The organism is Streptomyces sp. C1-1 (assembly GCF_050214755.1).
Classification (GTDB): domain Bacteria; phylum Actinomycetota; class Actinomycetes; order Streptomycetales; family Streptomycetaceae; genus Streptomyces.
In genome coordinates this window covers 2,997,320-3,021,536 of sequence record NZ_CP189826.1, presented here as the reverse complement: position 1 = coordinate 3,021,536, position 24,217 = coordinate 2,997,320, and the positions used below count along the sequence as shown (strand labels likewise).

The 24,217-nt window shown below is 71.5% G+C and carries 24 protein-coding genes and 1 riboswitch; of the genes, 17 read left to right on the top strand and 7 right to left on the bottom strand.

Going from position 1 to position 24,217, the window contains the following annotated elements; all coding sequences use genetic code 11:
* Positions 1-79: 79 nt before the first annotated feature.
* Positions 80-243: riboswitch (cyclic di-AMP (ydaO/yuaA leader) on the top strand.
* Positions 244-255: 12 nt separating this feature from the next.
* Positions 256-1,029 carry a M23 family metallopeptidase gene (locus ACQF4J_RS13655; RefSeq protein WP_351799306.1) on the top strand — a complete coding sequence of 258 codons (774 nt, stop codon included), beginning with the start codon at positions 256-258 and terminating at the stop codon, positions 1,027-1,029.
* A gap of 189 nt (positions 1,030-1,218) precedes the next feature.
* Positions 1,219-1,902 carry a GntR family transcriptional regulator gene (locus tag ACQF4J_RS13650; RefSeq protein WP_351570334.1) on the top strand — a complete coding sequence of 228 codons (684 nt, stop codon included), beginning with the start codon at positions 1,219-1,221 and terminating at the stop codon, positions 1,900-1,902.
* A 138-nt stretch (positions 1,903-2,040) separates the two neighbouring features.
* On the opposite strand, the gene ACQF4J_RS13645 is transcribed toward ACQF4J_RS13650, so the two are convergent.
* Positions 2,041-2,322: an HPr family phosphocarrier protein gene (locus tag ACQF4J_RS13645; RefSeq protein WP_067441040.1), complete on the bottom strand. Its 282-nt coding sequence runs from the start codon at positions 2,320-2,322 to the stop codon at positions 2,041-2,043.
* A gap of 189 nt (positions 2,323-2,511) precedes the next feature.
* Here ACQF4J_RS13645 and ACQF4J_RS13640 point away from each other — a divergent pair, with 189 nt between their 5' ends.
* From ACQF4J_RS13640 to ACQF4J_RS13625, 4 genes are read left to right on the top strand one after another with little or no spacing between them, the layout of a single operon-like run.
* Complete coding sequence (locus ACQF4J_RS13640; protein ID WP_351570337.1) at positions 2,512-5,340, top strand: GNAT family N-acetyltransferase; 2,829 nt, start codon at positions 2,512-2,514, stop codon at positions 5,338-5,340.
* Between the two features lie 54 nt (positions 5,341-5,394).
* Complete coding sequence (locus ACQF4J_RS13635) at positions 5,395-5,991, top strand: DUF5998 family protein (protein WP_351570340.1); 597 nt, start codon at positions 5,395-5,397, stop codon at positions 5,989-5,991.
* The gene (locus tag ACQF4J_RS13630) at positions 5,991-7,181 is read left to right on the top strand and encodes an alkaline phosphatase family protein (RefSeq protein ID WP_427165705.1); all 1,191 of its coding nucleotides are present in this window, start codon (positions 5,991-5,993) and stop codon (positions 7,179-7,181) included. The genes ACQF4J_RS13635 and ACQF4J_RS13630 overlap by 1 nt, the downstream gene beginning before the upstream one ends.
* Before the next feature lie 53 nt (positions 7,182-7,234).
* Positions 7,235-7,882: a thymidine kinase gene (locus tag ACQF4J_RS13625; protein ID WP_351570346.1), complete on the top strand. Its 648-nt coding sequence runs from the start codon at positions 7,235-7,237 to the stop codon at positions 7,880-7,882.
* Positions 7,883-7,901: 19 nt separating this feature from the next.
* Here the strand turns inward: ACQF4J_RS13625 and ACQF4J_RS13620 are convergent, their stop codons facing one another.
* Positions 7,902-8,705, bottom strand: a complete 804-nt coding sequence (locus tag ACQF4J_RS13620; RefSeq protein WP_427165704.1) for a VOC family protein — start codon at positions 8,703-8,705, stop codon at positions 7,902-7,904.
* A 297-nt stretch (positions 8,706-9,002) separates the two neighbouring features.
* Between ACQF4J_RS13620 and ACQF4J_RS13615 the strand changes: the two genes are divergently transcribed.
* A complete protein-coding gene (locus ACQF4J_RS13615; RefSeq protein ID WP_351570352.1) occupies positions 9,003-9,842 on the top strand; it encodes a sulfurtransferase in 840 nt (279 codons plus the stop codon).
* Between the two features lie 78 nt (positions 9,843-9,920).
* Here ACQF4J_RS13615 and sepH read toward each other — a convergent pair whose 3' ends face one another.
* From sepH to ACQF4J_RS13600, 3 genes are all read right to left on the bottom strand, one after another.
* Positions 9,921-10,961 carry a septation protein SepH gene (sepH, locus tag ACQF4J_RS13610; RefSeq protein WP_351570355.1) on the bottom strand — a complete coding sequence of 347 codons (1,041 nt, stop codon included), beginning with the start codon at positions 10,959-10,961 and terminating at the stop codon, positions 9,921-9,923.
* A 412-nt stretch (positions 10,962-11,373) separates the two neighbouring features.
* Entirely contained in the window at positions 11,374-12,693 is a 1,320-nt protein-coding gene (locus tag ACQF4J_RS13605) for a D-arabinono-1,4-lactone oxidase (protein ID WP_427165703.1), read from the bottom strand.
* Complete coding sequence (locus ACQF4J_RS13600) at positions 12,653-13,891, bottom strand: MFS transporter (RefSeq protein ID WP_427165702.1); 1,239 nt, start codon at positions 13,889-13,891, stop codon at positions 12,653-12,655. Before ACQF4J_RS13600 ends, ACQF4J_RS13605 begins: the two co-directional genes overlap by 41 nt.
* A gap of 288 nt (positions 13,892-14,179) precedes the next feature.
* Between ACQF4J_RS13600 and ACQF4J_RS13595 the strand changes: the two genes are divergently transcribed.
* A complete protein-coding gene (locus tag ACQF4J_RS13595) occupies positions 14,180-15,307 on the top strand; it encodes a ferrochelatase (protein WP_351570362.1) in 1,128 nt (375 codons plus the stop codon).
* A gap of 8 nt (positions 15,308-15,315) precedes the next feature.
* Positions 15,316-16,131, top strand: coding sequence for an inositol monophosphatase family protein (locus ACQF4J_RS13590; RefSeq protein WP_351570364.1), 816 nt, complete (start codon positions 15,316-15,318; stop codon positions 16,129-16,131).
* A 112-nt stretch (positions 16,132-16,243) separates the two neighbouring features.
* Here the strand turns inward: ACQF4J_RS13590 and ACQF4J_RS13585 are convergent, their stop codons facing one another.
* Entirely contained in the window at positions 16,244-16,408 is a 165-nt protein-coding gene (locus tag ACQF4J_RS13585; RefSeq protein ID WP_174267099.1) for a hypothetical protein, read from the bottom strand.
* A 447-nt stretch (positions 16,409-16,855) separates the two neighbouring features.
* On the opposite strand from ACQF4J_RS13585, the gene ACQF4J_RS13580 reads away from it, so the two are divergent.
* From ACQF4J_RS13580 to ACQF4J_RS13565, 4 genes are all read left to right on the top strand, one after another.
* The gene (locus ACQF4J_RS13580; protein WP_003993508.1) at positions 16,856-17,509 is read left to right on the top strand and encodes a response regulator transcription factor; all 654 of its coding nucleotides are present in this window, start codon (positions 16,856-16,858) and stop codon (positions 17,507-17,509) included.
* A 6-nt stretch (positions 17,510-17,515) separates the two neighbouring features.
* A complete protein-coding gene (locus ACQF4J_RS13575; protein ID WP_351570366.1) occupies positions 17,516-18,748 on the top strand; it encodes a sensor histidine kinase in 1,233 nt (410 codons plus the stop codon).
* Positions 18,749-19,141: 393 nt separating this feature from the next.
* Positions 19,142-19,438, top strand: coding sequence for a DUF4193 domain-containing protein (locus ACQF4J_RS13570; protein ID WP_005481602.1), 297 nt, complete (start codon positions 19,142-19,144; stop codon positions 19,436-19,438).
* A gap of 13 nt (positions 19,439-19,451) precedes the next feature.
* Positions 19,452-20,411, top strand: coding sequence for a hypothetical protein (locus ACQF4J_RS13565; protein WP_351570369.1), 960 nt, complete (start codon positions 19,452-19,454; stop codon positions 20,409-20,411).
* 16 nt (positions 20,412-20,427) lie between these two features.
* Here the strand turns inward: ACQF4J_RS13565 and ACQF4J_RS13560 are convergent, their stop codons facing one another.
* Positions 20,428-20,901, bottom strand: a complete 474-nt coding sequence (locus ACQF4J_RS13560; protein ID WP_058922501.1) for a DUF3093 domain-containing protein — start codon at positions 20,899-20,901, stop codon at positions 20,428-20,430.
* A gap of 58 nt (positions 20,902-20,959) precedes the next feature.
* Here ACQF4J_RS13560 and ACQF4J_RS13555 point away from each other — a divergent pair, with 58 nt between their 5' ends.
* The 4 genes from ACQF4J_RS13555 (at position 20,960) to ACQF4J_RS13540 (ending at position 24,207) form a co-directional block, all read left to right on the top strand.
* The gene (locus ACQF4J_RS13555; protein WP_351570372.1) at positions 20,960-21,544 is read left to right on the top strand and encodes a PaaI family thioesterase; all 585 of its coding nucleotides are present in this window, start codon (positions 20,960-20,962) and stop codon (positions 21,542-21,544) included.
* The gene (gene dut, locus ACQF4J_RS13550) at positions 21,541-22,092 is read left to right on the top strand and encodes a dUTP diphosphatase (RefSeq protein ID WP_351570375.1); all 552 of its coding nucleotides are present in this window, start codon (positions 21,541-21,543) and stop codon (positions 22,090-22,092) included. The genes ACQF4J_RS13555 and dut overlap by 4 nt, the downstream gene beginning before the upstream one ends.
* Position 22,093: 1 nt before the next feature.
* Positions 22,094-22,861, top strand: a complete 768-nt coding sequence (locus tag ACQF4J_RS13545; protein WP_351570378.1) for a DUF3710 domain-containing protein — start codon at positions 22,094-22,096, stop codon at positions 22,859-22,861.
* A 167-nt stretch (positions 22,862-23,028) separates the two neighbouring features.
* A complete protein-coding gene (locus tag ACQF4J_RS13540) occupies positions 23,029-24,207 on the top strand; it encodes an alginate lyase family protein (protein ID WP_427165701.1) in 1,179 nt (392 codons plus the stop codon).
* Positions 24,208-24,217 lie beyond the last annotated feature (10 nt).

The window sequence follows — 24,217 nt, the reverse complement described above, 5'->3', positions numbered from 1 at the left end:
ATCCGTTTGGGGATTGAAAGGCGCCCCGCTTAGCGTCGTCCGGGCTGTCCGTCAGGCACTGCGCCGCACCCGCGGCACCGGGCAGTCATCGCCGAGTCCCCGTACGGCGCGAGCCAGGGGAGCCGGGGACCCACGTAGTCCCTGGGGTGAATCGGACGCCCGCGCGAGCCGCGAGGGGGTCCGTAGGAGACCTTCCTGCTCCGAACCCGTCAGCTAACCCGGTAGGCGAGAGGGAAGGAAAGGAACAGCCACTACATGGCGTTCATGTGCGCCACCGGGAAGCACCGTCGTCCCAGCCGCATCAAGCGTTCCACCGCCCAGGTCGCCGGCGTCGCGGCCCTCGCCACCACCGGTGTGATCGGCGCTCTCGCGGCCCCCGCGCTCGCCGCGGACAACTCCGTCGACGCCGTCGAGCAGACCGGCCTCACCCCCGTCATCAGCATCGGCGACTCGATCGCCGAGAAGATCGACGCGCAGGCCGAGGCCCAGAAGCAGGCCGCCGAGGAGGCCGCCCGCAAGAAGGCCGCCGAGGAAGCCGCGCGCAAGAAGGCCGAAGCGCTCGCCAAGAAGGAGCGCGAGGCCAAGGAGCGCGCCGCCCGTGAGGCCGAGCGCAAGCGCCTGAACTCCTTCGTCGCGCCCATCTCCAACTCGTACGTCTCCACGGGCTACAAGGCCAGCAGCTCCCTGTGGTCCTCCGGCAGCCACACCGGCATCGACTTCCACGCCGCGAGCGGTACGTCCGTCCACGCGGTGGGCTACGGCACGGTCGTCCAGACCGGCTGGGGCGGGGCGTACGGCAACCAGATCGTGATCCGGATGAACGACGGGACGTACACCCAGTACGGCCACCTGTCGTCCATCGGCGTCTCCGTCGGCCAGAAGGTCGTCACCGGCCAGCAGATCGGTCTCTCCGGCTCCACCGGCAACACCACCGGACCGCACCTGCACTTCGAGGCCCGGACGACCCCCGAGTACGGCTCGGACATCGACCCCGTCGCGTACCTGCGCTCGCACGGTGTGAACGTCTAGCGACGCGCCGCCATACTCCGAAGACCCCGGCTCCCCCGAGCCGGGGTCTTCGTCGTTTCTGTCGCCCCGGTGTCCAAAAAATATCCATGGATTCCGGCCTGCCGTCGGAAATTCCGGCTCATTGCAATAGAGTCGCTGGACACAACGTCAATCGTCGACGTTTCACGGGGATTAAGACGGAGGTCGGTCATGCGTATTCCGGCGCACTCGGTGTGCACGGCCATCCGGGACGACATCGTCGCGGGTGTCTACGAGCGTGGCGGCCGCCTCACCGAGGAACTCCTCGCCCGCCGTTACGGCGTCTCGCGTGTCCCCGTCCGCGAGGCCCTGCGCACCCTGGAGGCCGAGGGCTTCGTGGTGACCCGCCGGCACGCGGGCGCGTGCGTGGCGGAACCGACCGAGCAGGAGGCCGCCGACCTGCTGGAGATGCGCATGCTGCTGGAGCCGCTGGGTGCGTCCCGGGCCGCCCAGCGGCGCACCGAGGCCCACCTCAAGGTCCTGCGCGGCCTGGTCAGACTGGGCCAGGAGCGGGCCAGGAGGGGCGGCAGCGAGGATCTGCGCTCCCTGGGCGGCTGGTTCCACGAGACGCTCGCCCAGGCCTCGGGCAGTCCCGCGCTGACGTCGATGCTGACCCAGCTGCGCCACAAGATCGCCTGGATGTACGCGGTGGACGCGCCGGCCAACCCCGCGGAGTCCTGGGCGGAGCACGGCGCGATCGTCGACGCCGTGGCCCGGGGCGACGGCGACCGCGCGCGGGCGATCACGAGCCTGCACACCGAGCGCTCGACGGCCGCGCACCGGCTGCGGTTCGGCGGCGCGAACGGTGTGAGGAACTCGCAACACGCCGTAAACATGTCGAGCCTGCGGCATTAACACGAGCGCCGTATACAAAGGGAAGGGAATTCGAGGGGGCTAATTCAAGCTGCCCGCCGTCGAGAATTTCCGACCCCGGCACAGGAAATGCGAAGGGCCCGCCCGGTAATTCGGACGAGCCCTTCTGTGGTGCCGCGATCAGACGGTCTCGGGAAGCTCCTCGAGCCCTTCGGAGACCAGCTTGGCCAGACGGTCGAGGGCGACGTCCGCGCCCTCGGCGTCGGAGGCGAGGACGATCTCCTCGCCACCCTGGGCGCCCAGACCCAGGACGGCCAGCATGGAGGCCGCGTTGACGGGGTTGCCGTCGGCCTTGGCGATCGTCACCGGGATACCTGCGGCCGTGGCGGCCCGGACGAAGATGGAAGCGGGGCGGGCGTGGAGGCCCTCGGCCCAGCCGACGTTGACGCGGCGCTCAGCCATGTGATGCTGCCCTTCGGTTTTCAGGGTTGTCTAGACCAGTTTCCCACAACGTGAAGAGTCTCCGGAGCGGTACTCACGTTCCGTCCGGGGTGGGTGGTCGGGCCGCGGCCTCGGCCCGATCGACGTCCTCTTCGGTTCTCCACAGACTGCCTCGCGCCGCTGTCGGACGCGAGCCGTACTCTGGGGCCCATGCAGATCGCGTCGGACCGGCACGAGTATCCCGCCCACTGGGAGGCCGACGTGGTGCTCCGCGACGGCGGCACCGCGCGCATCCGCCCCATCACCGTTGATGACGCAGATCGCCTGGTCAGCTTCTACGAGCAGGTCTCGGACGAGTCGAAGTACTACCGCTTCTTCGCGCCCTACCCTCGCCTGTCCGCCAAGGACGTCCACCGCTTCACGCACCACGACTTTGTGGACCGGGTGGGACTCGCGGCCACGGTCGGCGGCGAGTTCATCGCCACCGTACGCTATGACCGCATCGGCGCCGACGGAACGCCCGCGTCCGCACCCGCCGACGAGGCCGAGGTCGCCTTCCTCGTCCAGGACGCCCACCAGGGCCGCGGCGTCGCCTCCGCCCTCCTCGAACACATCGCCGCCGTCGCCCGCGAGCGCGGCATCCGCCGCTTCGCCGCCGAGGTGCTGCCCGCCAACACCAAGATGATCAAGGTGTTCACGGACGCCGGGTACACCCAGAAGCGCCACTTCGAGGACGGCGTCGTCCGCCTGGAGTTCGACCTCGAACCCACCGACCGCTCCGTCGCCGTGCAACGCGCGCGCGAGCAGCGCGCCGAAGGGCGTTCCGTACGCCGCCTGCTGGCACCCGGCTCCGTCGCCGTCGTCGGCGCCGGCCGCGCGCCCGGGGGAGTGGGCCGCAGCGTTCTCGACAACATCCGGGACGCCGGCTACGCCGGGCCCCTGTACGCCGTCAACGGCGCCTTCCCCGAGGACCTCAAGGAACTCGACGGCGTCCCCGCCCACCGCTCGGTGCAGGACATCGACGGCACCGTCGACCTCGCCGTCGTCGCCGTGCCCGCCGAGCACGTCCCCCAGGTCGTCACCGAGTGCGGCGAGCACGGCGTGCAGGGACTCGTCGTGATCTCCGCCGGCTACGCCGAGAGCGGCCCCGAGGGACGCGAGCGCCAGCGCGAACTCGTCCGGCACGCGCGCGCGTACGGCATGCGGATCATCGGCCCGAACGCCTTCGGCGTCATCAACACCTCCGAGCAGGTACGGCTCAACGCCTCCCTCGCCCCCCAGATGCCCCGCCCCGGCCGCATCGGCCTGTTCGCCCAGTCCGGCGCCATCGGCATCGCCCTGCTGTCCCGGCTGCACCGACGCGGCGGCGGAGTCACCGGCGTCACCGGCGTGTCCACCTTCGTCTCCTCCGGCAACCGCGCCGACGTCTCCGGAAACGACCTCATCCAGTACTGGTACGACGACCCGGACACCGACGTCGTCCTGATGTACCTGGAGTCCATCGGCAACCCCCGCAAGTTCACGCGCCTCGCGCGGCGCACGGCGGCCGCCAAGCCGCTGGTCGTGGTCCAGGGCGCCGGTTCGGCGCCGCAGGGCCACGCCGTACGCGCCACCCGGCTGCCGCACGCCACGGTCTCCGCGCTGCTCCGGCAGGCCGGCGTCATCCGCGTCGACACGATCACCGAACTGGTCGACGCCGGACTGCTGCTCGCCCGCCAGCCGCTGCCGGCCGGACCCCGGGTGGCGATCCTGGGCAATTCCGAGTCGCTCGGCCTGCTCACCTACGACGCCTGTCTCGCCGAGGGCCTCAGGCCGCAGCGGCCCCTGGACCTGACCACCGAGGCCTCCGCCGGGGACTTCCACACCGCGCTGCTGCACGCCCTGGAGGACGACTCCTGCGACGCGGTCGTGGTGACGGCGATCCCGGCCATCGGAGAGGCCTCGCCCGGCGACGCGGAGCTGGCCGAGGCGCTGCGGTCGGCCGCCCAGGCCGTGCCCGGCAAGCCCGTGCTGGTGGTCCACGTGGAGCTCGGCGGGCTCGCCCAAGCCCTGTCCGCCGCGGCGAGCACCGCACCCCAGACCGGTTCGAGCACCCCCTCCGGCGCCCGGCCGCGCCCCTCCCAGATGCTGCCCCCCACGACCCCGGCGACCCCCGCCGCGAGCGCCCCGGCCGAATCCCGCCTCATCCCCGCCTACCCCGCCGCCGAGCGCGCCGTAAGGGCCCTCGCCGAAGCCGTGAACTACGCCCAGTGGCGGCGCGAGGCCGCCGAGCCCGGCCGGGTGCCCGAGTACGAGGACATCGACGAGAAGGGCGCCGCCGAGCAGATCGACGGCCTGCTCGCGCGCGGACAGGGCCTCACCCTGGGCACCGAGGAGACCCACCAGCTCCTCGGCCGCTACGGCATCGACGTACGCAGGGCCGTTCCCGCCTTCGCCCCGGACGACGCCGTCCGGGCCGCGGACGGCATCGGCTACCCCGTCGCCCTCAAGGCCACCGCCCCGCACCTGCGCCACCGCGCCGACCTGGGCGGCGTACGCCTCGATCTCGCGGACGAGGAGCAACTGCGGCGGGCGTACGCCGAGTTGACGGAGCTGTTCGGCGAGCCGGAGGAGCTCCGCCCGGTGGTGCAGGCCATGGCGCCACGCGGCGTGGACACCATCGTGCGGGCCGTCATCGACCCGGCGGCCGGGGCCGTGGTCTCGTTCGGCCTGGCCGGACCGGCCTCCCAGCTGCTCGGCGACATGGCGCACCGGCTGGTCCCGGTCACCGACCGGGAGGCGGCCTCACTGGTCCGGTCGATCCGGACGGCACCGCTCCTGTTCGGCTGGCGCGGCTCGACCCCCGTCGACACGCCTGCGCTGGAGGAACTGCTGCTGCGGGTGTCCCGGCTGGTCGACGACCACCCCGAGGTCGTCGCGGTCACCCTGGAGCCCGTCGTCGTCGCCCCCCATGGCCTGAGCGTTCTCGGCGCCTCCGTCCGGCTGGCGCCCCCGCCCGCCCGGGACGACCTCGGCCCGCGCACGCTCCCCGTCTACTGAGAGGCGCACCCGGACGGCCTGAGCGGTGCCTCGCAGCCGACGGGCCACCGTAGGATGGACGTCATGGCCAAGACCAGTACGACGACCCAGGGGCTGCGTGCGGCGATCGAGCGCAGCGGCTACTACCCGGCCCTCGTGGCCGAGGCGGTGGAGGCCGCCGTGGGCGGCGAGCCCATCCGGTCGTACCTGGTCCATCAGGAGACGACGTTCGACCAGAACGAGGTGCGGCGGCACGTCACCGTGCTCGTCCTCACCGGCAACCGCTTCATCGTCAGCCACACCGACGAGCAGGCCGCCGACAGCACCTCCCCGACGCCGTACGCGACGACGTCCACCGAGTCCGTGAAGCTCGGCCGGATCTCCTCGGTCGTGCTCAGCCGCGTGGTCGCCAACCCGGAGCAGTACACGCCGGGCACCCTGCCCCGCGAGGTCGTCCTCACCATCGGCTGGGGCGCCGTCTCCCGCATCGACCTCGAACCCGCCGCCTGCGGCGACCCCAACTGCGAGGCCGACCACGGCTACACGGGCAACTCCACGGCCGACGACCTCAGCCTGCGCGTCAGCGAGGCCGGCGACGGCCCGGAGACGGTGCGCCAGGCGCTCGCCTTCGCCCAGTCGCTCTCCGAGGCGACCGCGGACACCACCCGCTGATGGTCCACGCTCCCTGGGACGCCCATCCCGAACCGCTCTCCGTCGCCTCCGCGCCCCTGCCCGAGTACGGCAGCGGCTCCCTCGCCGACCTGCTGCCCACCCTGGCCGCGGGCATGGGCGTACCGGACACGACGGCCGCGATCACCGAACTGGCCCCCGCCGACCGCAACTGCGTCTTCCTGGTCGACGGCCTGGGCTGGGAACAGCTGAAGCGCCACGCGGACGAGGCGCCCTTCATGACCTCGCTGCTCGCCAGCTCGCGCGGCGGCACCGGCCGCCCCCTGACCACCGCCTACCCGGCGACCACCGCGACCTCCCTCGCCTCCGTCGGCACCGGCCTGCCCCCGGGCGCGCACGGCCTGCCCGGCTACACCGTGCGCAACCCGGAGACCGGCGAGCTGATGAACCAGCTGCGCTGGCAGCCGTGGACGCCGCCGCAGGTCTGGCAGCCGTACCCGACGATCTTCCAGCTCGCCCACCAGGCGGGCGTGCACGCGGCCCAGGTGTCCTCCCCGACCTTCGAGAACACCCCGCTGACCAGGGTCGCGCTCAGTGGCGGAACGTTCCACGGGCGGCTGTCCGGCGAGGACCGCATGGACTTCGCCGCCGAGCAGCTCGCGGCCGGCGACCGCTCCCTGGTCTACACGTACTACGCCGAACTCGACGGCGCCGGCCACCGCTACGGCGTCGACTCCGACACCTGGCGCGGCCAGCTCATGCACGTCGACCGGCTCGTCCAGCGGCTGGCCGAGCAACTCCCGCCGCGCACCGCGCTGTACGTCACCGCCGACCACGGCATGATCGACGTGCCCTTCGACGAGCAGCACCGCATCGACTTCGACGAGGACTGGGAACTGCGCGCCGGGGTCGCCCTGCTGGGGGGCGAGGGCCGCGCCCGTCACGTCTACGCCGTCCCCGGCGCGGAGAACGACGTGCTGACGTGCTGGCGCGAGGTGCTCGGCGAGCAGTTCTGGGTGGCCTCGCGGGAGGAGGCGATCGCGGCGGGCTGGTTCGGCCCGCACATCGACGACCGCGTCCGCGCCCGCATCGGCGACGTCGTTGCGGCCGCCCGCGACGACGTACTGATCATCGCCTCCGAGCGGGAGCCGAAGGAGTCGGCGATGGTCGGCAACCACGGCTCGATGACCCCTGCCGAACAGCTGGTCCCCCTGCTCGAAGTACGCTCCTGAAGCGCTGCCCGCCCTCCCCCCCGCCCCGTCCGCCGAAAGGTGCTCGCCCTCCCATGCCCGAGCTGGTGTTCTTCTCCGGAACGATGGACTGCGGGAAGTCCACGCTGGCTCTGCAGATAGAGCACAACCGCTCGGCCCGCGGCCTGGCGGGCATGATCTTCACGCGCGACGACCGCGCCGGCGAGGGCAAGCTCTCCTCGCGACTCGGCCTGGTCACCGACGCGGTGGAGGTCGAGGACGGCCAGGACCTCTACGCCCATCTCGTCGACCATCTCTCGCAGGGCGGCCGCGCGGACTACGTCATCGCCGACGAGGCGCAGTTCCTCGCCCCGGAGCAGATCGACCAGCTCGCCCGCGTCGTCGACGACCTGGGCCTGGACGTCTACGCCTTCGGCATCACGACCGACTTCCGCTCCAAGCTCTTCCCCGGCTCCCAGCGTCTGGTCGAACTCGCCGACCGCGTCGAGGTGTTGCAGGTCGAGGCCCTGTGCTGGTGCGGTGCCCGCGCCACCCACAACGCCCGCACGACAGGCGGTGAGATGGTCGTCGAGGGCGCCCAGGTGGTGGTCGGCGACGTCAACCAGGCCGAGGCCGTCGGCTACGAGGTCCTGTGCCGCCGTCACCACCGCCGCCGCATGACGGCGGCCACGGCACGGGCGGCGGCGCTGTCGCCGGACGTGCTGCCGGTCCCCCCGGCCTGACCCGCCCGCCGCCCGCGGCTCAGCGCGGGCTCTCGATCAGGGAGAACAGCGCTCCCTCCGGGTCCGCCACCGTCGCCACACGGCCGTGGACGCTGTCCTTCGGCGGCTTGAGAACGTGCCCGCCGAGGTCGCTCAGCCGGGCCGCCGCCTCGTCCGCGTCCGCCACCTCGAAGTACGTCGTCCAGTGCGGACCCCGGTCCCGGGGAAGTGCGTTGCCGACGCCGTGCAGGCCGGCGACCGGGCGGCCGTCGATGTGCAGGGTGACGTAGTCGAAGTCGGCGGAGACGACTCGTTTCTCCTCGTAGCCGAAGACCGTCTCGTAGAACTTGGCCACACCGGCCGTCTCATAGGTGACCAGTTCGTTCCACGCGGGGGTGCCGGGCACGCCGGTGAGGTCCGTACCGCCGTGGGCGGCGCCCTGCCAGATCCCGAAGACCGCGCCGGAGGGGTCGGAGCCGATGGCCATCCGGCCCGCGTCGGCCGCGTCCAGCGGGCCCACCCCGACCGTGCCGCCGCACAGCCGTACCGTCTCCGCGGTCTGGTCCACGTCGTCCGAGGCGAGGTACGGCGTCCAGGCGATGGGGAGTTGGCGGTCCGGGGGCAGCTGGCCGATGCCTGCGACCTCGTAACCGTCCAGCAGGGCCCGCACGTAGGGGCCGAGCTGGTGCGGGCCCGGTTCGAACTCCCAGCCGAACAGCGCCGCGTAGAACTCCTCGGTCGCCGTCAGCCCGTGCACCATCAGACTCACCCAGCAGGGTGTACCCGGTCTGTGCCCGGCCCGCTGTTCGCCGTTCGGGCCGGCCGACTCCCGTGCCTCCGTCATCGTCACTCTCTCCTCGACCCCTCGCGGTGGCCGTGTCGCGTCCGCTTACCGGATCTCCGTGCCGATGCTCGCACCACCGGCGGTGCCGCGCGCCGCGGGCGCGCTCGCCACGCCGAGCTCCGTGTCCGGAGCATGCCGGGTGTGCGGCTTCCCGTCCGTTTCCGCGCAGTGCCGACGGATGCCGATCCGCTGTACAGCATGTGCCCGAACCCGTACGCCTCGTGATCGGGCCTGCCCGGCCGAGCAGAGTAGCCGGACATGGACGATGCGGCCACCCCGTGCGCGAGGATGGGGGCCATGAACGCCATCATCTCCGCTTCCGAACTCGCGAGCGACCTCACGGGCGGCGACCCGCCCGTCCTGCTCGACGTCCGCTGGCAGCTGAGCCTCGCCAAGGCGCCCTTCGACGGCCCGGCCGAGTACGCGGCGGGGCACATCCCCGGCGCCGTGTACGTCGACCTGGACTCCGAGCTGGCCGCCGCGCCCGACGAGCGCGGCCGGCACCCGCTGCCCGACCTCGACGTCTTCGGCGCAGCCATGCGCCGGGCCGGCGTCTCGGCGGGGACTCCGGTGGTCGTGTACGACGGCGGACCGGGCTGGGCGGCGGCTCGTGCGTGGTGGTTGCTGCGCTGGACGGGTCACCCGGACGTGCGGGTCCTCGACGGCGGGTTGCCGACGTGGGAGGGGGAACTGGAGACGACCGCGCCGACACCCGCGGCGGGCGACTTCCAGCCGGTGCCGGGCGCCATGGGGTTGCTGGACGCCGACGGAGCGGCGGCGCTGGCGCGCTCCGGGCTGCTCCTCGACGCGCGGGCGGGGGAGCGGTACCGGGGCGAGGTGGAGCCGATCGACCGGGTCGGCGGGCACATCCCGGGGGCGGTGTCGGCGCCGACGAACGAGAACGTCGGTACGGACGGGCGCCTCCTGCCCGCCGAGCAGTTGGCCGAGCGCTTCAAGTCCCTCGGCGCGGGCGGCGGTTCGGACGTCGGCGTGTACTGCGGCTCGGGTGTCTCGGCTGCGCACGAGGTGCTGGCGCTGGCGGTGGCGGGGATCCCGGCGGCGCTGTACGTCGGGTCGTGGTCGCAGTGGTCGTCGGATCCCGAGCGGCCGGTGGCGGTGGGCCCCGACCCCCAGTAGTGCGCGCGGAGAGGCCCGCGCCGTAGTCGGCGCGGGCCTCCCGTCGTTCTGAGCCGGCGTCAACCGCCGTACGCCCGGTTACTCCTGCTTCTTGCGCCGCGTGCCGAACACGATCTCGTCCCAGCTCGGGACCGCGGCCCGGCGGCCGGGGCGGACGCCGTCGGCCTCCGCCTGGCGGTCCGTCGCGCCGATCAGGCGGTCACGGTGACTGCCGACGGAGCGGGGCATGAGCACGTCCGCGTAGGCGGAACCGGCCGAGGCCGCGGGGGCCGGGGGCTCCTCCGCCTCGGGTTCGACGGCGGGCGGCTCCTCCTCCGGAGGCGAGGTCTCCGACGGACGCTCCGGGACCACCAGGTCGCCACGGAAGCTCGGTACGGCCTCCAACAGGCTGGTCAGCGAGTCCCGTTCGCCGGCGGTGATCTCCTCGGCGGGCTCGGACGCCTGGGCCGGCAGGCTCGGCCGGTCCAGGGAACGGTCCAGCGGGCGGTCGCGCGGCAGCCGTGCGATGCGCGGTACGAAGGGAAAGCTGGGCTCCGGCGCGGCGAGGTCGTCGGACTCGCCGATCAGCGAGCGCGCCTCCTCGTCGACGGCCTGCACGAGCCGCCGGGGCGGGTCGTACGTCCAGCTCGCCGAGTGCGGTTCGCCCGCGACCCGGTAGACGAGCAGGACTTCCCAGGTGCCGTCGTCGCGGCGCCAGGAGTCCCACTGCACCGTGTCCTTCTCGGCGCCGCGCAGCAGCAGCCGCTCCTGGACGGCCTCGCCGAGCTGGGGCCCGGTGTTCTCGCCGGGGCGGCGGACGGGTGTCTTGCGGGCCCGTTCGGCCATGAACGCGCGCTCGGCGAGGACCGGGCCCTCGAAGCGCCGTACCCGGTCGACGGGGATGCCTGCGAGCTGGGCGACCTCCTCCGCGGTGGCACCGGCACGTATACGCGCCTGGATGTCGCGGGGGCGGAGATGGCTTTCGACCTCGATCTCGATCTGCCCGAGCCGGGGTCGGTCACCGCGGACGGCGGCGCGCAGCCGCTCGTCGATCGGCAGCGTGTACTCCGTTGAGTCGGCAGCCTTCAGCACCAGCCGTGTGCCGTCATTGGAGACGGCCACGACACGCAGTTCGGGCATGGGGACCTCCCGGGTGGTGCCTGCCGACGTCACGTGCGTCGCTGCTTCCGCTAGTCGAGTGTGGCCTGCCCGGGTGCAGCCTGCCACAACCTTGCCGAGTTGCCCGGCGTGTCGGGCACGGGCCCTGGATCGCCGTTATGGCACGGTTACCTATTCGCAACGCTAAGTGACCAACTCCGTCACCCTGTGCAACTAGCCCCCCTCCCGGCGGTCCTTCAAGCCCCGGACGCCCTGGCGGGAGACCGGACCCAGGGCTCGCAACAGTACTCCATTTGGACCACGTGCGTGGATTGGCACGCCACCCAACTTCTGGCAACGGACCGGAGTTGACCCCCCGTTGCCCGTTTCCGGGATCTTGAACGTGGCGTACTTCACGCAATCGCCAGAAATGGAACCAAAGGCTTCGGCCGTTCTACGAGCCCAACACCCTTCGCAGGTAGTCGTTCTGGAACCGCCGGTCGGGGTCGAGCCGGTCCCGCAGCGCGGTGAACTCGCCGAAGCGGGGATAGACGCCTGCGAAGTACTCGGCGTCCCGCGTGTGCACCTTGCCCCAGTGCGGACGTCCCTCGTGCGCGGTGAAGATGCGCTCGGCGGCCGTGAAGTAGGCCTGGTACGGGGTGCCCTTGAACATGTGGACGGCGACGTAGGCGCTGTCGCGGCCGGACGCGGTGGACAGGGTGATGTCGTCGGCGGGCGCCGTGCGCACCTCGACCGGGAAGCTGACCCTGAGGTCGGAGCGGTCGACCATCGCCTTGAGTTCGCGCAGCGTCTCGGTCAGGGCCTCGCGCGGAACGGCGTACTCCATCTCCACGAACCGCACCCGGCGCGGCGATGTGTAGACCTTGTAGGGAATGTCGGTGTACGTCCGCGCGGACAGGGCCCTGCTGGAGACCCGGGCGATCGTCGGGACGGTGGCCGGCACCGCCCGGCCGACCCACTGGGCCACCTGGAAGACGCCGTTGGAGAGGAACTCGTCCTCGAACCAGCCCGCGACCTGGCCGACCGGCTTCTCGGGGCCCGCGCTGCGGTTGTTGCGCTTGGTGTTGGTGCTGCCGGTGTGCGGGAACCAGTAGAACTCGAAGTGCTCGTTCTCGGCCCACAGGGCGTCGAACTCGGCGAGCACCCGGTCGATGGGCATCGGCTCCTCGCGGGCCGTGAGCAGGAAGACCGGCTCCACGGCGAAGGTGATCGCGGTGACGATGCCGAGGGCGCCCAGGCCGATCCGGGCGGCCGCGAAGACCTCCGGGTTCTCCTTCTCGGAGCAGGTGAGCACCGACCCGTCGGCGGTGACCAGCTCCAGGCCCCTGATCTGCGCGGCGATGGAGGCCGAATCGCGTCCCGTCCCGTGGGTGCCGGTGCTGGTGGCGCCGGAGACGGTCTGCTCCATGATGTCGCCCATGTTCGTGAGCGAGAGCCCCTCGCGCGCGAGCGCCACGTTGAGTCTCTTGAGCGGGGTGCCGGCCTCCACCGTGACGGTCATGGCATCGCGGTCGATCTTGCGGATGCCGGTCAAGAGTTGAGGGCGGATCAACACACCGTCGGTGGCCGCGATGGACGTGAAGGAGTGCCCGGTACCGACCGGCTTCACGGTCAGGCCGTCCTCCGCGGCCTGCCGGACGGCCGCCGCCAGCTCCTCCACGGAGGCGGGCGTCACCTCCCGCGCGGGGCGGGAGACGACATTGCCGCCCCAGTTACGCCACGTGCCGTTCTTCGCGCTCGCTGTGCTGCTCAACGGTGCCTCCCCGACGCGGAGCCGGCCTGCTGAGCCGGCGATACCCCAGGAAACCGACCACGACCGCGACGGCCCCGGACACCGCCGGAACCCCGTACCCGGCCCGCGCGCCGGCCGCGTCGATGACCCAGCCTGCCACGGAGGAGCCGAGCGCGACGCCGACCGCGAGGCCGGTGCTGATCCAGGTCATGCCCTCGGTCGACTGCGCGCGTGGTACGTGCTCTTCGATCAGGGACATCGTCGTGATCATCGTGGGAGCGATGGACAGGCCCGCGACGAAGAGCGCCACGGCCAGAAACGGCAAGTTTCCGACCAGTAGGAGGGGGATCATACTCACGGCCATCGCGCATATGCCCAGCAGCCAGCGACGTTGTGGGGCTCCTGAGAAACGCAGCAGCCCGAACACGATCCCCGCCACGCAGGATCCGGCCGCGTACAGGGCGAGCACGACGCTCGCGCCCCCCTTGTGGCCCCGCTCGTCGGCGAAGGCCACCGTCACCACGTCCACCGCTCCGAAGATCGCCCCGGTCGCCACGAACGTGGCGACGAGAACCTGCAGTCCACGCGAGCGCAGCGCCGACCCGCCACCGCGCCGGGCCCGGGGGTGCGGCTCCGGCTCGGTGCTGCGCTGCGCCGTCAGCCAGAAGACGCCGGCCGCCAGGAAGCAGGCCGCCAGGAGGGGGCCCGCCTCCGGGAACCACGCGGTCGACAGCCCGATGGAGATGATCGGCCCGACGATGAAGCACACCTCGTCGACCACCGACTCGAACGAGTACGCGGTGTGCAGCAGCGGGGTCCCGCGGTACAGGGTCGCCCACCGGGCCCGGACCATCGCCCCGAGACTGGGCACGGCCCCGATTCCCGCGGCGCACACGAACAGCACCCAGTCCGGTCCGCCGTACCAGGTGGCGAACAGCAGCCCGGCCGCCGACGAGAGGGCGACCAGCGCCGCCGGCCGCAGCACCCGGCGCTGCCCGAACTGGTCCACCAGGCGCGATATCTGCGGCCCGATGGCCGCGGCGGCCAGCGCGATGGTGGCCGACAGGGCGCCCGCGAGGCCGTACCGCCCGCTGATCTGCGAGATCATCGTGACGACACCGATGCCCATCATGGACAGCGGCATCCGGCCGAGGAAGCCCGCGGCGGAGAAGCGTCTGGAGCCGGGTGCGGCGAACAGGGCGCGGTAAGGACTCGGCACGGCGGGCTCCGGTCGGGCGGGAGGCGAGGAAGGAAGACGTAAGGCGCGTATACGGCCCATACAGCTTACAAGTCGTACGCCCGTTCGCACCCCTCCCGCACGCTCACGAGCACGCCCGTTCGCACCCCTCCCGGACGCTCACGAGCGCGCTCGTCCCGCACGCTCACGAGCGCACCCGTCCCGGACGCTCGTGAACACGCCCGCCCGCACCCGTCCCGACGGACCGGGAACCCGGCCCGTCACCCCGCCGTTTCCCGGCTGTCGGTACCGGATGACAGGATTCGACCCATGCGAGACGCGCTCGACGCCACCCCTTACGACGCCCTGCTCCTGCTGTCCTTCGGCGGTCCCGAAGGCCCGGACGACGTGATCCCGTTCCTGGAGAACGTCACCCGCGGCCGGGGCATCCCCAAGGAACGCCTCAAGGAAGTCGGCGAACACTACTTCCTCTTCGGCGGGGTCAGCCCCATCAACGACCAGAACCGCGCGCTGCTGGACGCCCTCCGCAAGGACTTCGCGGACCACGGTCTGGACCTGCCGATCTACTGGGGCAACCGCAACTGGGCCCCGTACCTGACCGACACCCTGCGCGAGATGACCGCCGACGGTCACCGCCGCATCCTGGTCCTGGCCACCAGCGCCTACGCGTCGTACTCGGGCTGCCGCCAGTACCGCGAGAACCTGGCCGACTCGCTGGCCGCCCTCGAAGCCGAGGGACTCGACCTGCCCGAGGTCGACAAGCTCCGCCACTACTTCAACCACGAGGGCTTCCTGGAGCCCATGATCGAGGGCGTGGTCCGCTCGCTCGCCGACCTCCCGGAGGACGTCCGCGAGGGCGCCCACATCGCGTTCTCGACCCACTCGATCCCCACGGCCTCCGCGGACACCTCCGGCCCGGTCGAGGGCCACGGCGAGGGCGGCGCGTACGTCGCGCAGCACCTGGAGGTGGCCGGGCTGGTCGCCGACGCCGTCCGCGAGCGCACCGGCGTCGACCACCCGTGGAAGCTGGTGTACCAGTCGCGCTCCGGAGCCCCGCACATCCCGTGGCTGGAGCCGGACATCTGCGACCACCTGGAGAGCCTGCAGGAGTCGGGCGCGCCCGCCGTCGTCATCGCCCCCATCGGCTTCGTCTCGGACCATATGGAGGTCATCTACGACCTCGACACGGAGGCGAAGGCCAAGGCCGAGGAGCTGAACCTCCCCATGCGCCGCTCGGCCACCGTGGGCGCCGACCCCCGCTTCGCGGCGGCCGTCCGCGACCTGATCCTGGAGCGCGCGGCCACGGAGCGCGGCGAGCGGCCCACCCCCTGCGCGCTCGGCGCCCTCGGGGCCAGTCACAACCTCTGCCCCGTCGGCTGCTGCCCCGCCCGTGCCCCCAAGCCGGCCGCCGCCGGCGTCGACAGCCCCTACGCGTGAGGAGCCCCGTGAGCGACGCCCTGCACCAGGAACTCCTCGACCTGGCCCGGGAGGCGGCCCGCCGGGCGGGCGACCTCCTGCGGGACGGCCGTCCGGCCGACCTGGCGGTCGCGCGGACCAAGTCGAGCCCCATCGACGTCGTCACGGAGATGGACATCGCGGCGGAGAAGCTGATCACCGACCTGATCTCCGCCCACCGCCCCGACGACGGCTTCTTCGGCGAGGAGGGCGCCGACAGCCCGGGCACCAGCGGCGTCCGCTGGGTGATCGACCCCCTGGACGGCACGGTCAACTACCTCTACGGGCTGCCCACCTGGTCGGTGTCCGTCGCGGCCGAACAGGACGGCGAGACGGTCGTCGGGGTCGTGGCGGTCCCGATGCGCGGCGAGACCTTCCACGCGGTGCGCGGCGCCGGGGCCCGGGCCACGGGCGCGTGGGAGGGCGAACGAGCCCTGTCCTGCCGTCCCGCCCCGCCACTGGACCAGGCCCTGGTCTCCACCGGCTTCAACTACGTCTCCGAGGTCCGCACCCACCAGGCCGAGGTGGCCGCGCGTCTCATCCCCCTGCTCCGCGACATCCGCCGTGGCGGCTCGGCCGCGGTCGACCTGTGCGACCTGGCGGCGGGCCGCCTGGACGGCTACTACGAGCGCGGCCTGCACGCCTGGGACTACGGCGCCGGTGACCTCATCGCCAGGGAAGCGGGCGCCCTGACCGGTGGACGCCCCGGAGAGCGTCCTTCCGGTGCCCTGACGGTCGCGGGCACCCCCGGCGTCTTCGAGCCCCTCCAGCGCCTCCTGGAGGACTTCGGCGCCTGGCACGACTGACGGCCGCCGAGCGCGCGAGCACGCGGACGGCCGCCGAGGGCGTACGCACGCGAAGGGACCCCGGCGCTGGATTCGCCGGGGTCCCTTCGCTCGCTCACGGGCCGATCAGACGCTATGCGCCAACTTCCACACCGTGCTCGGCGGCGAGGCGGCGCAGGTCGTCGAGTTCGCCCTGCTCGACCTCGACGAGGAAGTCGTCGCCCTCGTCACGAGCCCGCGTCAGGTCGGACTCGGTCGCCTTTATGCGCTGCAGAAGTCCCGTGGTGAATGCGTCCATGCTGCGCCCCCTCGTCCTGGGTCGTGGGTCGGTGGCACGGGGGTGTGCCGTTCGGAAGGGGCGATCACGTCTCCATCAGGTGCCCGGCACAGTCCCGCGCCGGGTGGCGACGGTGCCGAACACCCACGCCCACTCTGCGGAAAGCGGATTGCGCCGTGCCGCATGGTGTTGCGGCACAAGCAGAGCGTGATCGCGGGGTATGAACCGTCCTCCCCCCGGTCCCTTCCACGGAAACCTCAACCGGACGAAAAACTCCCGCATTCCCGCGTCCCACACCTGTCCTTCATCTTGAGACAACCCCCGTTCCACCGCCGCCGCGCACTCCCGCCCCCGCCTTACAGCCGACTTACGGGCGAAAAAGGCAGGATGGAGGCACACACCCCAGAAGACCCCTGCCCGCCGTGCGCCGATTCGGCCCGCGCGGGTGGACACAGGAAGGAAAACGACGTGCGCGTACTCGTCGTCGAGGACGAGCAGCTGCTCGCCGATGCGGTGGCCACCGGACTGCGCCGGGAGGCCATGGCCGTCGACGTCGTGTACGACGGCGCGGCCGCCCTGGAGCGCATCGGCGTCAACGACTACGACGTGGTCGTCCTCGACCGAGACCTCCCGCTGGTGCACGGCGACGACGTCTGCCGCAAGATCGTCGAACTCGGCATGCCCACGCGCGTGCTGATGCTCACGGCGTCCGGTGACGTCAGCGACCGGGTCGAGGGTCTGGAGATCGGCGCCGACGACTACCTGCCCAAGCCCTTCGCCTTCAGCGAGCTGATCGCACGCGTGCGTGCCCTCGGCCGGCGCACCAGCGTCCCCCTGCCGCCGGTCCTGGAGCGCGCCGGCATCAAGCTCGACCCCAACCGCCGCGAGGTCTTCCGCGACGGCAAGGAGGTCCAGCTGGCGCCGAAGGAGTTCGCCGTACTGGAAGTGCTGATGCGCAGCGAGGGCGCGGTCGTCTCGGCCGAGCAGCTGCTGGAGAAGGCCTGGGACGAGAACACGGACCCGTTCACGAACGTCGTGCGCGTCACCGTGATGACCCTGCGCCGGAAGCTGGGCGAGCCGCCCGTCATCGTCACCGTGCCCGGCTCGGGCTACCGGATCTGATCTGCCATGGCCGCGACGCCCGCACCGCCCCAGGCGCCACCGAAGCCCACCTGGGACCCGAGAACGCCACAGCTCCCCTTCCCGTGGTTGCGCCCGACCATCCGCATACGGCTCACGCTGCTGTACGGCGGCATGTTCCTGATCGCAGGCATCCTGTTGCTGTCGATCATCTACCTGCTGGCCGCACACGCGCTGAGAGTGGGCAGCGAGCTGCCCTTCAAGATCCTCTCCGGCTCGGTGGGCAGCAGTACCTGTAACTTCCCGGCCCAGCCGTCGGCGGCCGAGCTCAACAGCGCGATGAACCAGTGCGTCAACCAGCAGCGCCAGCACGCCCTCGACGACCTCCTCAGCCGCTCCCTCCTCGCCCTGCTCGGCCTCGCCGTGATCGCCTTCGCCTTCGGGTACGCGATGGCCGGCCGTGTCCTGTCGCCGCTCGGCCGGATCACCCGTACCGCCCGCGCGGTGGCCGGTTCGGACTTGTCGCGGCGTATCGAGCTGGACGGCCCGGACGACGAGCTCAAGGAGCTGGCCGACACCTTCGACGACATGCTGGAGCGCCTGCAGCGCGCCTTCACCGCCCAGCAGCGGTTCGTCGGCAACGCCTCGCACGAGCTGCGCACGCCCCTGGCGATCAACCGCACGCTCCTGGAGGTCCACCTCTCAGACCCGAACGCGCCGGTGGAGCTGCAGCAGCTGGGCAAGACGCTGCTGGCCACCAATGAGCGCAGCGAGCAGCTCGTGGAGGGCCTGCTGCTGCTCGCCCGCAGCGACAACCAGATCGTCGAGCGCAAGCCCGTCGACCTCGCCGAGGTGGCCGCTCAGGCGGTCGACCAGGTGCACGCCGAGGCGGAGGCCAAGGGCGTGGTGATCCGCGGGCACCAGAAGCCGGCCGTCGTCCAGGGCAACGGCGTGCTGCTGGAGCGGATCGCGCTGAACCTGGTGCAGAACGCCGTGCGGTATAACGTCTCCGAGGACGGCTGGGTGGAGGTCACCACCGAGGTCCAGCACGGCCAGGCGGTCCTGGTGGTGTCGAACACCGGTCCGGTGGTACCCGCATACGAGATCGACAATCTCTTCGAGCCCTTCAGGCGGCTGCGCACCGAGCGCACGGGCAGCGACAAGGGCGTCGGCCTGGGTCTTTCCATCGTCCGGTCGGTGGCCCGGGCGCACGGCGGGCACATCTCGGCACAGCCTCGTGAGGGGGGTGGACTGGTGATGCGGGTCGCGCTTCCCATCTGAGATCATGTCGCCGACATGCGGGCCTGTTCGCTTTGCGCGGAATTTTCCGACCGGGAAAAGGTCGCGGAAGAGGTGGTCCCGTGTGTGATCGATCACAAGGGCGATTTTCCGGCCATCTACTCTCCGTGATCAAGAGGCCGGGAAAATCCGGGTTTTCGGGTGTCTTGATCACGGGAAGTACAGGTGGAGACGCCTTTGAAGTGCGGCACAAGGACCGTGTACGGTCCGGTTCGCCATCCAAGCCGATCACTCTTGAGGGGTCCGATTGGGTGTCGATTGAGTAACAGACCTTGATGTGAGGCAAAATCTCCGCCTCGAGGCGGGCACAAGTCCGGCCTCTCACGCGTTACGTGCGCTGGAGACACCCGCAGACACCCAGAGGGGGAGAGCGAAATGGCAACGGATTACGACACCCCACGCAAGACCGACGACGACGTCGACTCCGACAGCCTTGAAGAGCTGAAGGCCCGGAGGAACGACAAGTCGACCTCGGCGGTCGACGTCGACGAGTTCGAGGCCGCAGAGGGCCTCGAACTGCCCGGAGCCGACCTCTCCAACGAGGAGCTGGCCGTCCGGGTACTGCCCAAGCAGCAGGACGAGTTCACGTGCATGAGCTGCTTCCTGGTGCACCACCGCAGCCAGCTGGCCAGGGAGAAGAACGGTCAGCCGATCTGCCGCGACTGCGACTGAGGCCGGGTCGGCCGTGACTGGCTCGACCCCACCTCGGAAGCGCCGCTTCCTCCTGTCGGGAGCGGACCAGGGACCGCTGGACGGTCCCCACGCGCGTGACGACGAGCGAGGCTCATCCGGTACGACACCCGGTGACACCGGATCTGCCGGATCTGCCTCGCTCGCATCGGCCGACCGGGCTGACCTCCCGGAGCCGTACCAGAACGAGCCCGCGCCCGTCGCACGGACGGGAGTACCCCCGGCCCGACGCGGCCGCGGCCGGGGGACGGCCGCGGCACTCCGCGACAAGGCGCGCGAAGGCGTCCGCAAGGGCGGCAGCCGGGCCAGAGCGGGCCTGGCGTACCTCACCGACCGGATCATCGACAACGCCCCGCGGATCCCCGTACGCGACCTCGCGACGCTCCGCAGGCAGTTCCCGGGTCTGGGACCCGAACAGCTCGCCGACAAGCTCGTGGCGGGCGCGGCGAGCGCCACCGCGACGGTGGGAGCGGGCGTCGGAGCCGCCGCCATGCTGCCCGTGCCGCCCGCCATGCCCACGGAACTGGCCGCCGAGATCACCGGCGTGGCCGCGATCGAGCTGAAGCTGATCGCCGAACTCCACGAGGTCTACGGCGTACGCCCGCCCGGCAACCTCAAGGAGCGCAGCACCGCCTACCTGAACTCGTGGTCGGGGGAGCGCGGGGTCGACGTGACGAAGCCGGCGAGCTTCGGCGGCGCCGTGAACACCCGCATGAAGCAGCAGCTGCGCCAGCAGATCATGAAGCGCGTGGTGCGCGACCTGCCCAACCTGATGCCCTTCATGGTGGGCGCCGCCGTGGGCGCGGTCATGAACCGCAGGGACACCAGAAGGGTCGCCGAGCGCATCCGCAAGGACCTGCGCACGATCCAGGTGCCCTGGGACGCGCTGCCGCAGCAGCCGCCTCTGGAGGCGCCGCGGCACCCGCTGGAGCTGGAGGACGGCTCGCTGGGCTAGCTGCCCGCCGCCTCTGTCACAGGCCCTGTGCGGCCGCTTCCCGGGCCGCCTTGATGGCCTCGGCGAGCCGCTCGGGCTCCCGCGTCGACAGGTACAGGTAGGGCGTCGGGTCCTCGGGGTCCGTGACCTCCACCTTCAGCGCCCTCGGGATGTAGGCGCGCAGCAGCAGGAACGCGCGCGTGTCGGCCTTGTAGGTGCGCCAGGCCCGCGCCTCCTCAGGCTCCAGGACCTCCGCCTCGCCCAGCGCCGTCACCGGGACCTTCGCCTCGCCCGCGATCAGCGAGCCGCCCACCACGCGGATGCGGACCGACCCGTAGGAGCTCGCCACGACCGCGGCGGCCGCCGTGCCGCCGACCAGGCCGCCGAGCAGGGGCAGCGTGCCGAAGGGCAGCAGGATCAGGGCGAAGGAGACGCCGATCAGGAACGAGACGACCCACCAGGAGCGCGGGGCGGTGAGGCGTTCTTCGTAAGGGGCGGTCGAGAGCTGCATGGAGCCAAGCTTGGCACGGTGTCCGGATATGGCCGACGCGCGGGTAAGGTCTGCGGCTGTGAGTGGTACTTCCGCAGCTCTCAAGCCTCCCGCCGACGCGGTGGATCCCGTACGGCATCCCGATGCTCCCGCGCCCGGTGAGCTGCTCGGCGCGCACTACGGACAGTGTTTCGGGTGCGGCGGCGAGCAGCCCCACGGGCTGCACCTGGAGGCCCGGGCCGGCGAAGGCGTCACGATCACCGCCGAGTTCACCGTGCAGCCCGCTCACCAGGGAGCCCCCGGCCTCGCGCACGGCGGCGTGCTCGCCACCGCGCTGGACGAGACGCTCGGCTCCCTGAACTGGCTGCTGCGGACGATCGCCGTGACGGGCCGGCTGGAGACGGACTTCGTGCGGCCGGTGCCGGTCGGCACCACGCTGCATCTGACGGCCGAGGTCACGGCGGTGGCGGGCCGCAAGATCTACTCGACCGCCGTCGGACGGCTGGACGGTCCCGAGGGCCCGGTCGCGGTCCGCGCCGACGCCCTCTTCATCGAGGTCAAGGTCGATCACTTCATCGACAACGGCCGTCCGGAGGAGATCCGCGCCGCCATGAGCGACCCCGACCAGCAAAGGCGCGCCCGCGCCTTCGAGGTGAACCCGTGAGCCGTGACCCCGTGAACGTGCTGATCCGGCGCGTCGACGCGGACGTACCGCTTCCGTCGTACGCGCATCCCGGCGACGCGGGAGCCGATCTGCGCACCACCGAGGCGTGCGAACTGGCGCCCGGCGAGCGGACCGTGCTGCCCACCGGGGTGTCGATCGCCCTCCCGGAGGGGTACGCGGCCTTCGTGCACCCCCGCTCCGGTCTCGCCGCCCGCTGCGGTGTCGCTCTCGTGAATGCCCCGGGGACGGTTGATGCCGGGTACCGTGGGGAGATCAAGGTGATCGTGGTGAACCTCGACCCGCGCGAGAGCGTGCGGTTCGAGCGCTTCGACCGGATCGCCCAACTGGTCGTCCAGCAGGTCGAGCAGGTCCGCTTCCAGGAGGTGGCGGAACTGCCCGACTCGGCGCGGGCCGAAGGGGGCTTCGGGTCCACCGGAGGACATGCGGTGGTGGCCGGTACGAACAGCACAAGCGGTGAGGCCGCCGTGGGCGGCACTACGGGTGGGAATCGATACGCTTCGGTCGTATCCGACCGGGAAGGACAGTGACGTGTTCGGACGTCGCAAGAAGAAGGGTGCCGCCGACGACGCGGCCGGCGAGGCCGAGCAGGTCGTCGACAGTGTCGACACTGAGGCGGACGACGTAGCGGAGGAGTCCGAGCGCGAGCGCGTGCGGCTCGAGCCCGAGCCGCGGCCCGACGGGCCCTGGGACAGCACCGAGGTGCGCGACCCCGCCGAGGGCCGCGTGGACCTGGGCGGGCTCTTCGTGCCCGGGGTCGACGGCATGGAACTGCGGGTCGAGGTCGCCGGTGACGCGATCGTCGCGGCGACCGTGGTACTGCGCGACAGCGCCATCCAGCTGCAGGCCTTCGCCGCGCCCAAGCGCGAGGGCATCTGGGGCGAGGTGCGCGAGGAGATCGGCGCCGGCATCACCCAGCAGGGTGGCATCGTCGACGAGGTCGAGGGCCCCCTCGGGTGGGAACTGCGCGCCCAGGTGCCGGTGCAGCTGCCGGACGGCACGGGCGGCTTCCAGGTCGTCAGGTTCGTCGGTGTGGACGGCCCCCGCTGGTTCCTGCGGGGCGTGATCTCGGGCCAGGGCGCGGTGCAGCCGCAGGCGGCCGGGCTGCTCGAGCAGATCTTCCGGGACACGGTCGTCGTCCGCGGCGAGGGTCCGATGGCGCCGCGCGACCCGATCGTCCTGCAGCTGCCGAACGACGCCCAGATGGTCCCCGAGGGCGTCCAGCAGGAGGAGTCCTCGCGCTTCTCCGGCGGCATGGGCCAGCTCCAGCGCGGTCCGGAGATCACCGAGGTTCGCTGACCGCGAGCAGAACGCAGCAGTACCGGAGCCGCACCCCGAGGGGGTGCGGCTCTTTCATATGCGTGACCCCTTGACGGCGCATTGGTCTGTACCTACCGTCTCGGGCCAACGCGTCTGTTCATGAAGGCGCTTCACGTTCACATACAAGAACGGAAGGCCCCCCGCGTATGCGCAGAACCGCTCTCCTCGCATCCGTCTCCGCCCTTGTCGTGGGCATGATCGCCTGGCCCGCCGCCCGCCATGCCGATGCCGCCCCCGCCACCTTCGTCCACCCCGGCGTCACCGTCTCCATCGCCCAGCTGGACTTCGCCCGAGCCAAGGTGAATTCCGGCGCCCAGCCCTGGAAGGGCGCCTTCGACCAGATGACGGCGAGCAAGTACGCCGACCTGAACCGCACGCCGAAACCGCGGGCCACGGTCGAGTGCGGCTCCTACTCCAACCCCGACCACGGCTGCACGGACGAGCGCCAGGACGCGATCGCGGCCTACACCGACGCCCTCGCCTGGTACATCACCCGCGACGACCGGTACGCCAAGAAGTCGATCCAGATGATGGACGCCTGGTCCGCCGTGATCAAGGAGCACACCAACAGCAACGCGCCCCTGCAGACCGGCTGGGCCGGCTCCTCCTGGCCGAAGGCCGCCGAGATCATCAAGTACACCTACACCGGGGGCTGGGCGAACTCCGGCCGCTTCGCGACCATGCTCCGCGACGTCTACCTCCCCGAGGTGATCAACGGCTCCAACTCCAACGGCAACTGGGAGCTGTCGATGATGGAGGCCGCCGTCGGCATCTCCGTCTTCCTGGAGGACAGGACCTCGTACGACAAGGCCATGGCGAGGTTCCGCACCCGCGCCGCCGCCTACGTCTACCTCTCCTCCGACGGCGACCTGCCGAAGACGGTCCCCAGCCAGAACCTCGACACCAAGGCGAAGATCGTCAACTACTGGCAGGGCCAGTCCACCTTCGTCACCGGCCTCACCCAGGAGACCTGCCGCGACCTCACCCACACCGGGTACGGCATCTCCGCCATCTCGCACATCGCCGAGACCAGCCGCATCCAGGGCCAGGACCTCTACGGCACCGACGTCGGCGAACGGCTGCGCCAGGCGCTCGGCCTCCAGTCCAAGTACCAGCTCGGCGCGGGCGTCCCGAGCTGGCTGTGCGGCGGATCGCTGAACCTCGGCCTCGGCCCCGTCACGGAGGTCGGCTACAACGCCCTGCACAACCGGCTGGGCATCGCCATGACCAACACCCAGACGCTGACCCAGCAGCAGCGCCCGGCCGGCAGCAACAACCTCTTCGTCGCCTGGGAGACCCTCACCCACGGCGACAACCCCGCCTGAACCCGTTGAT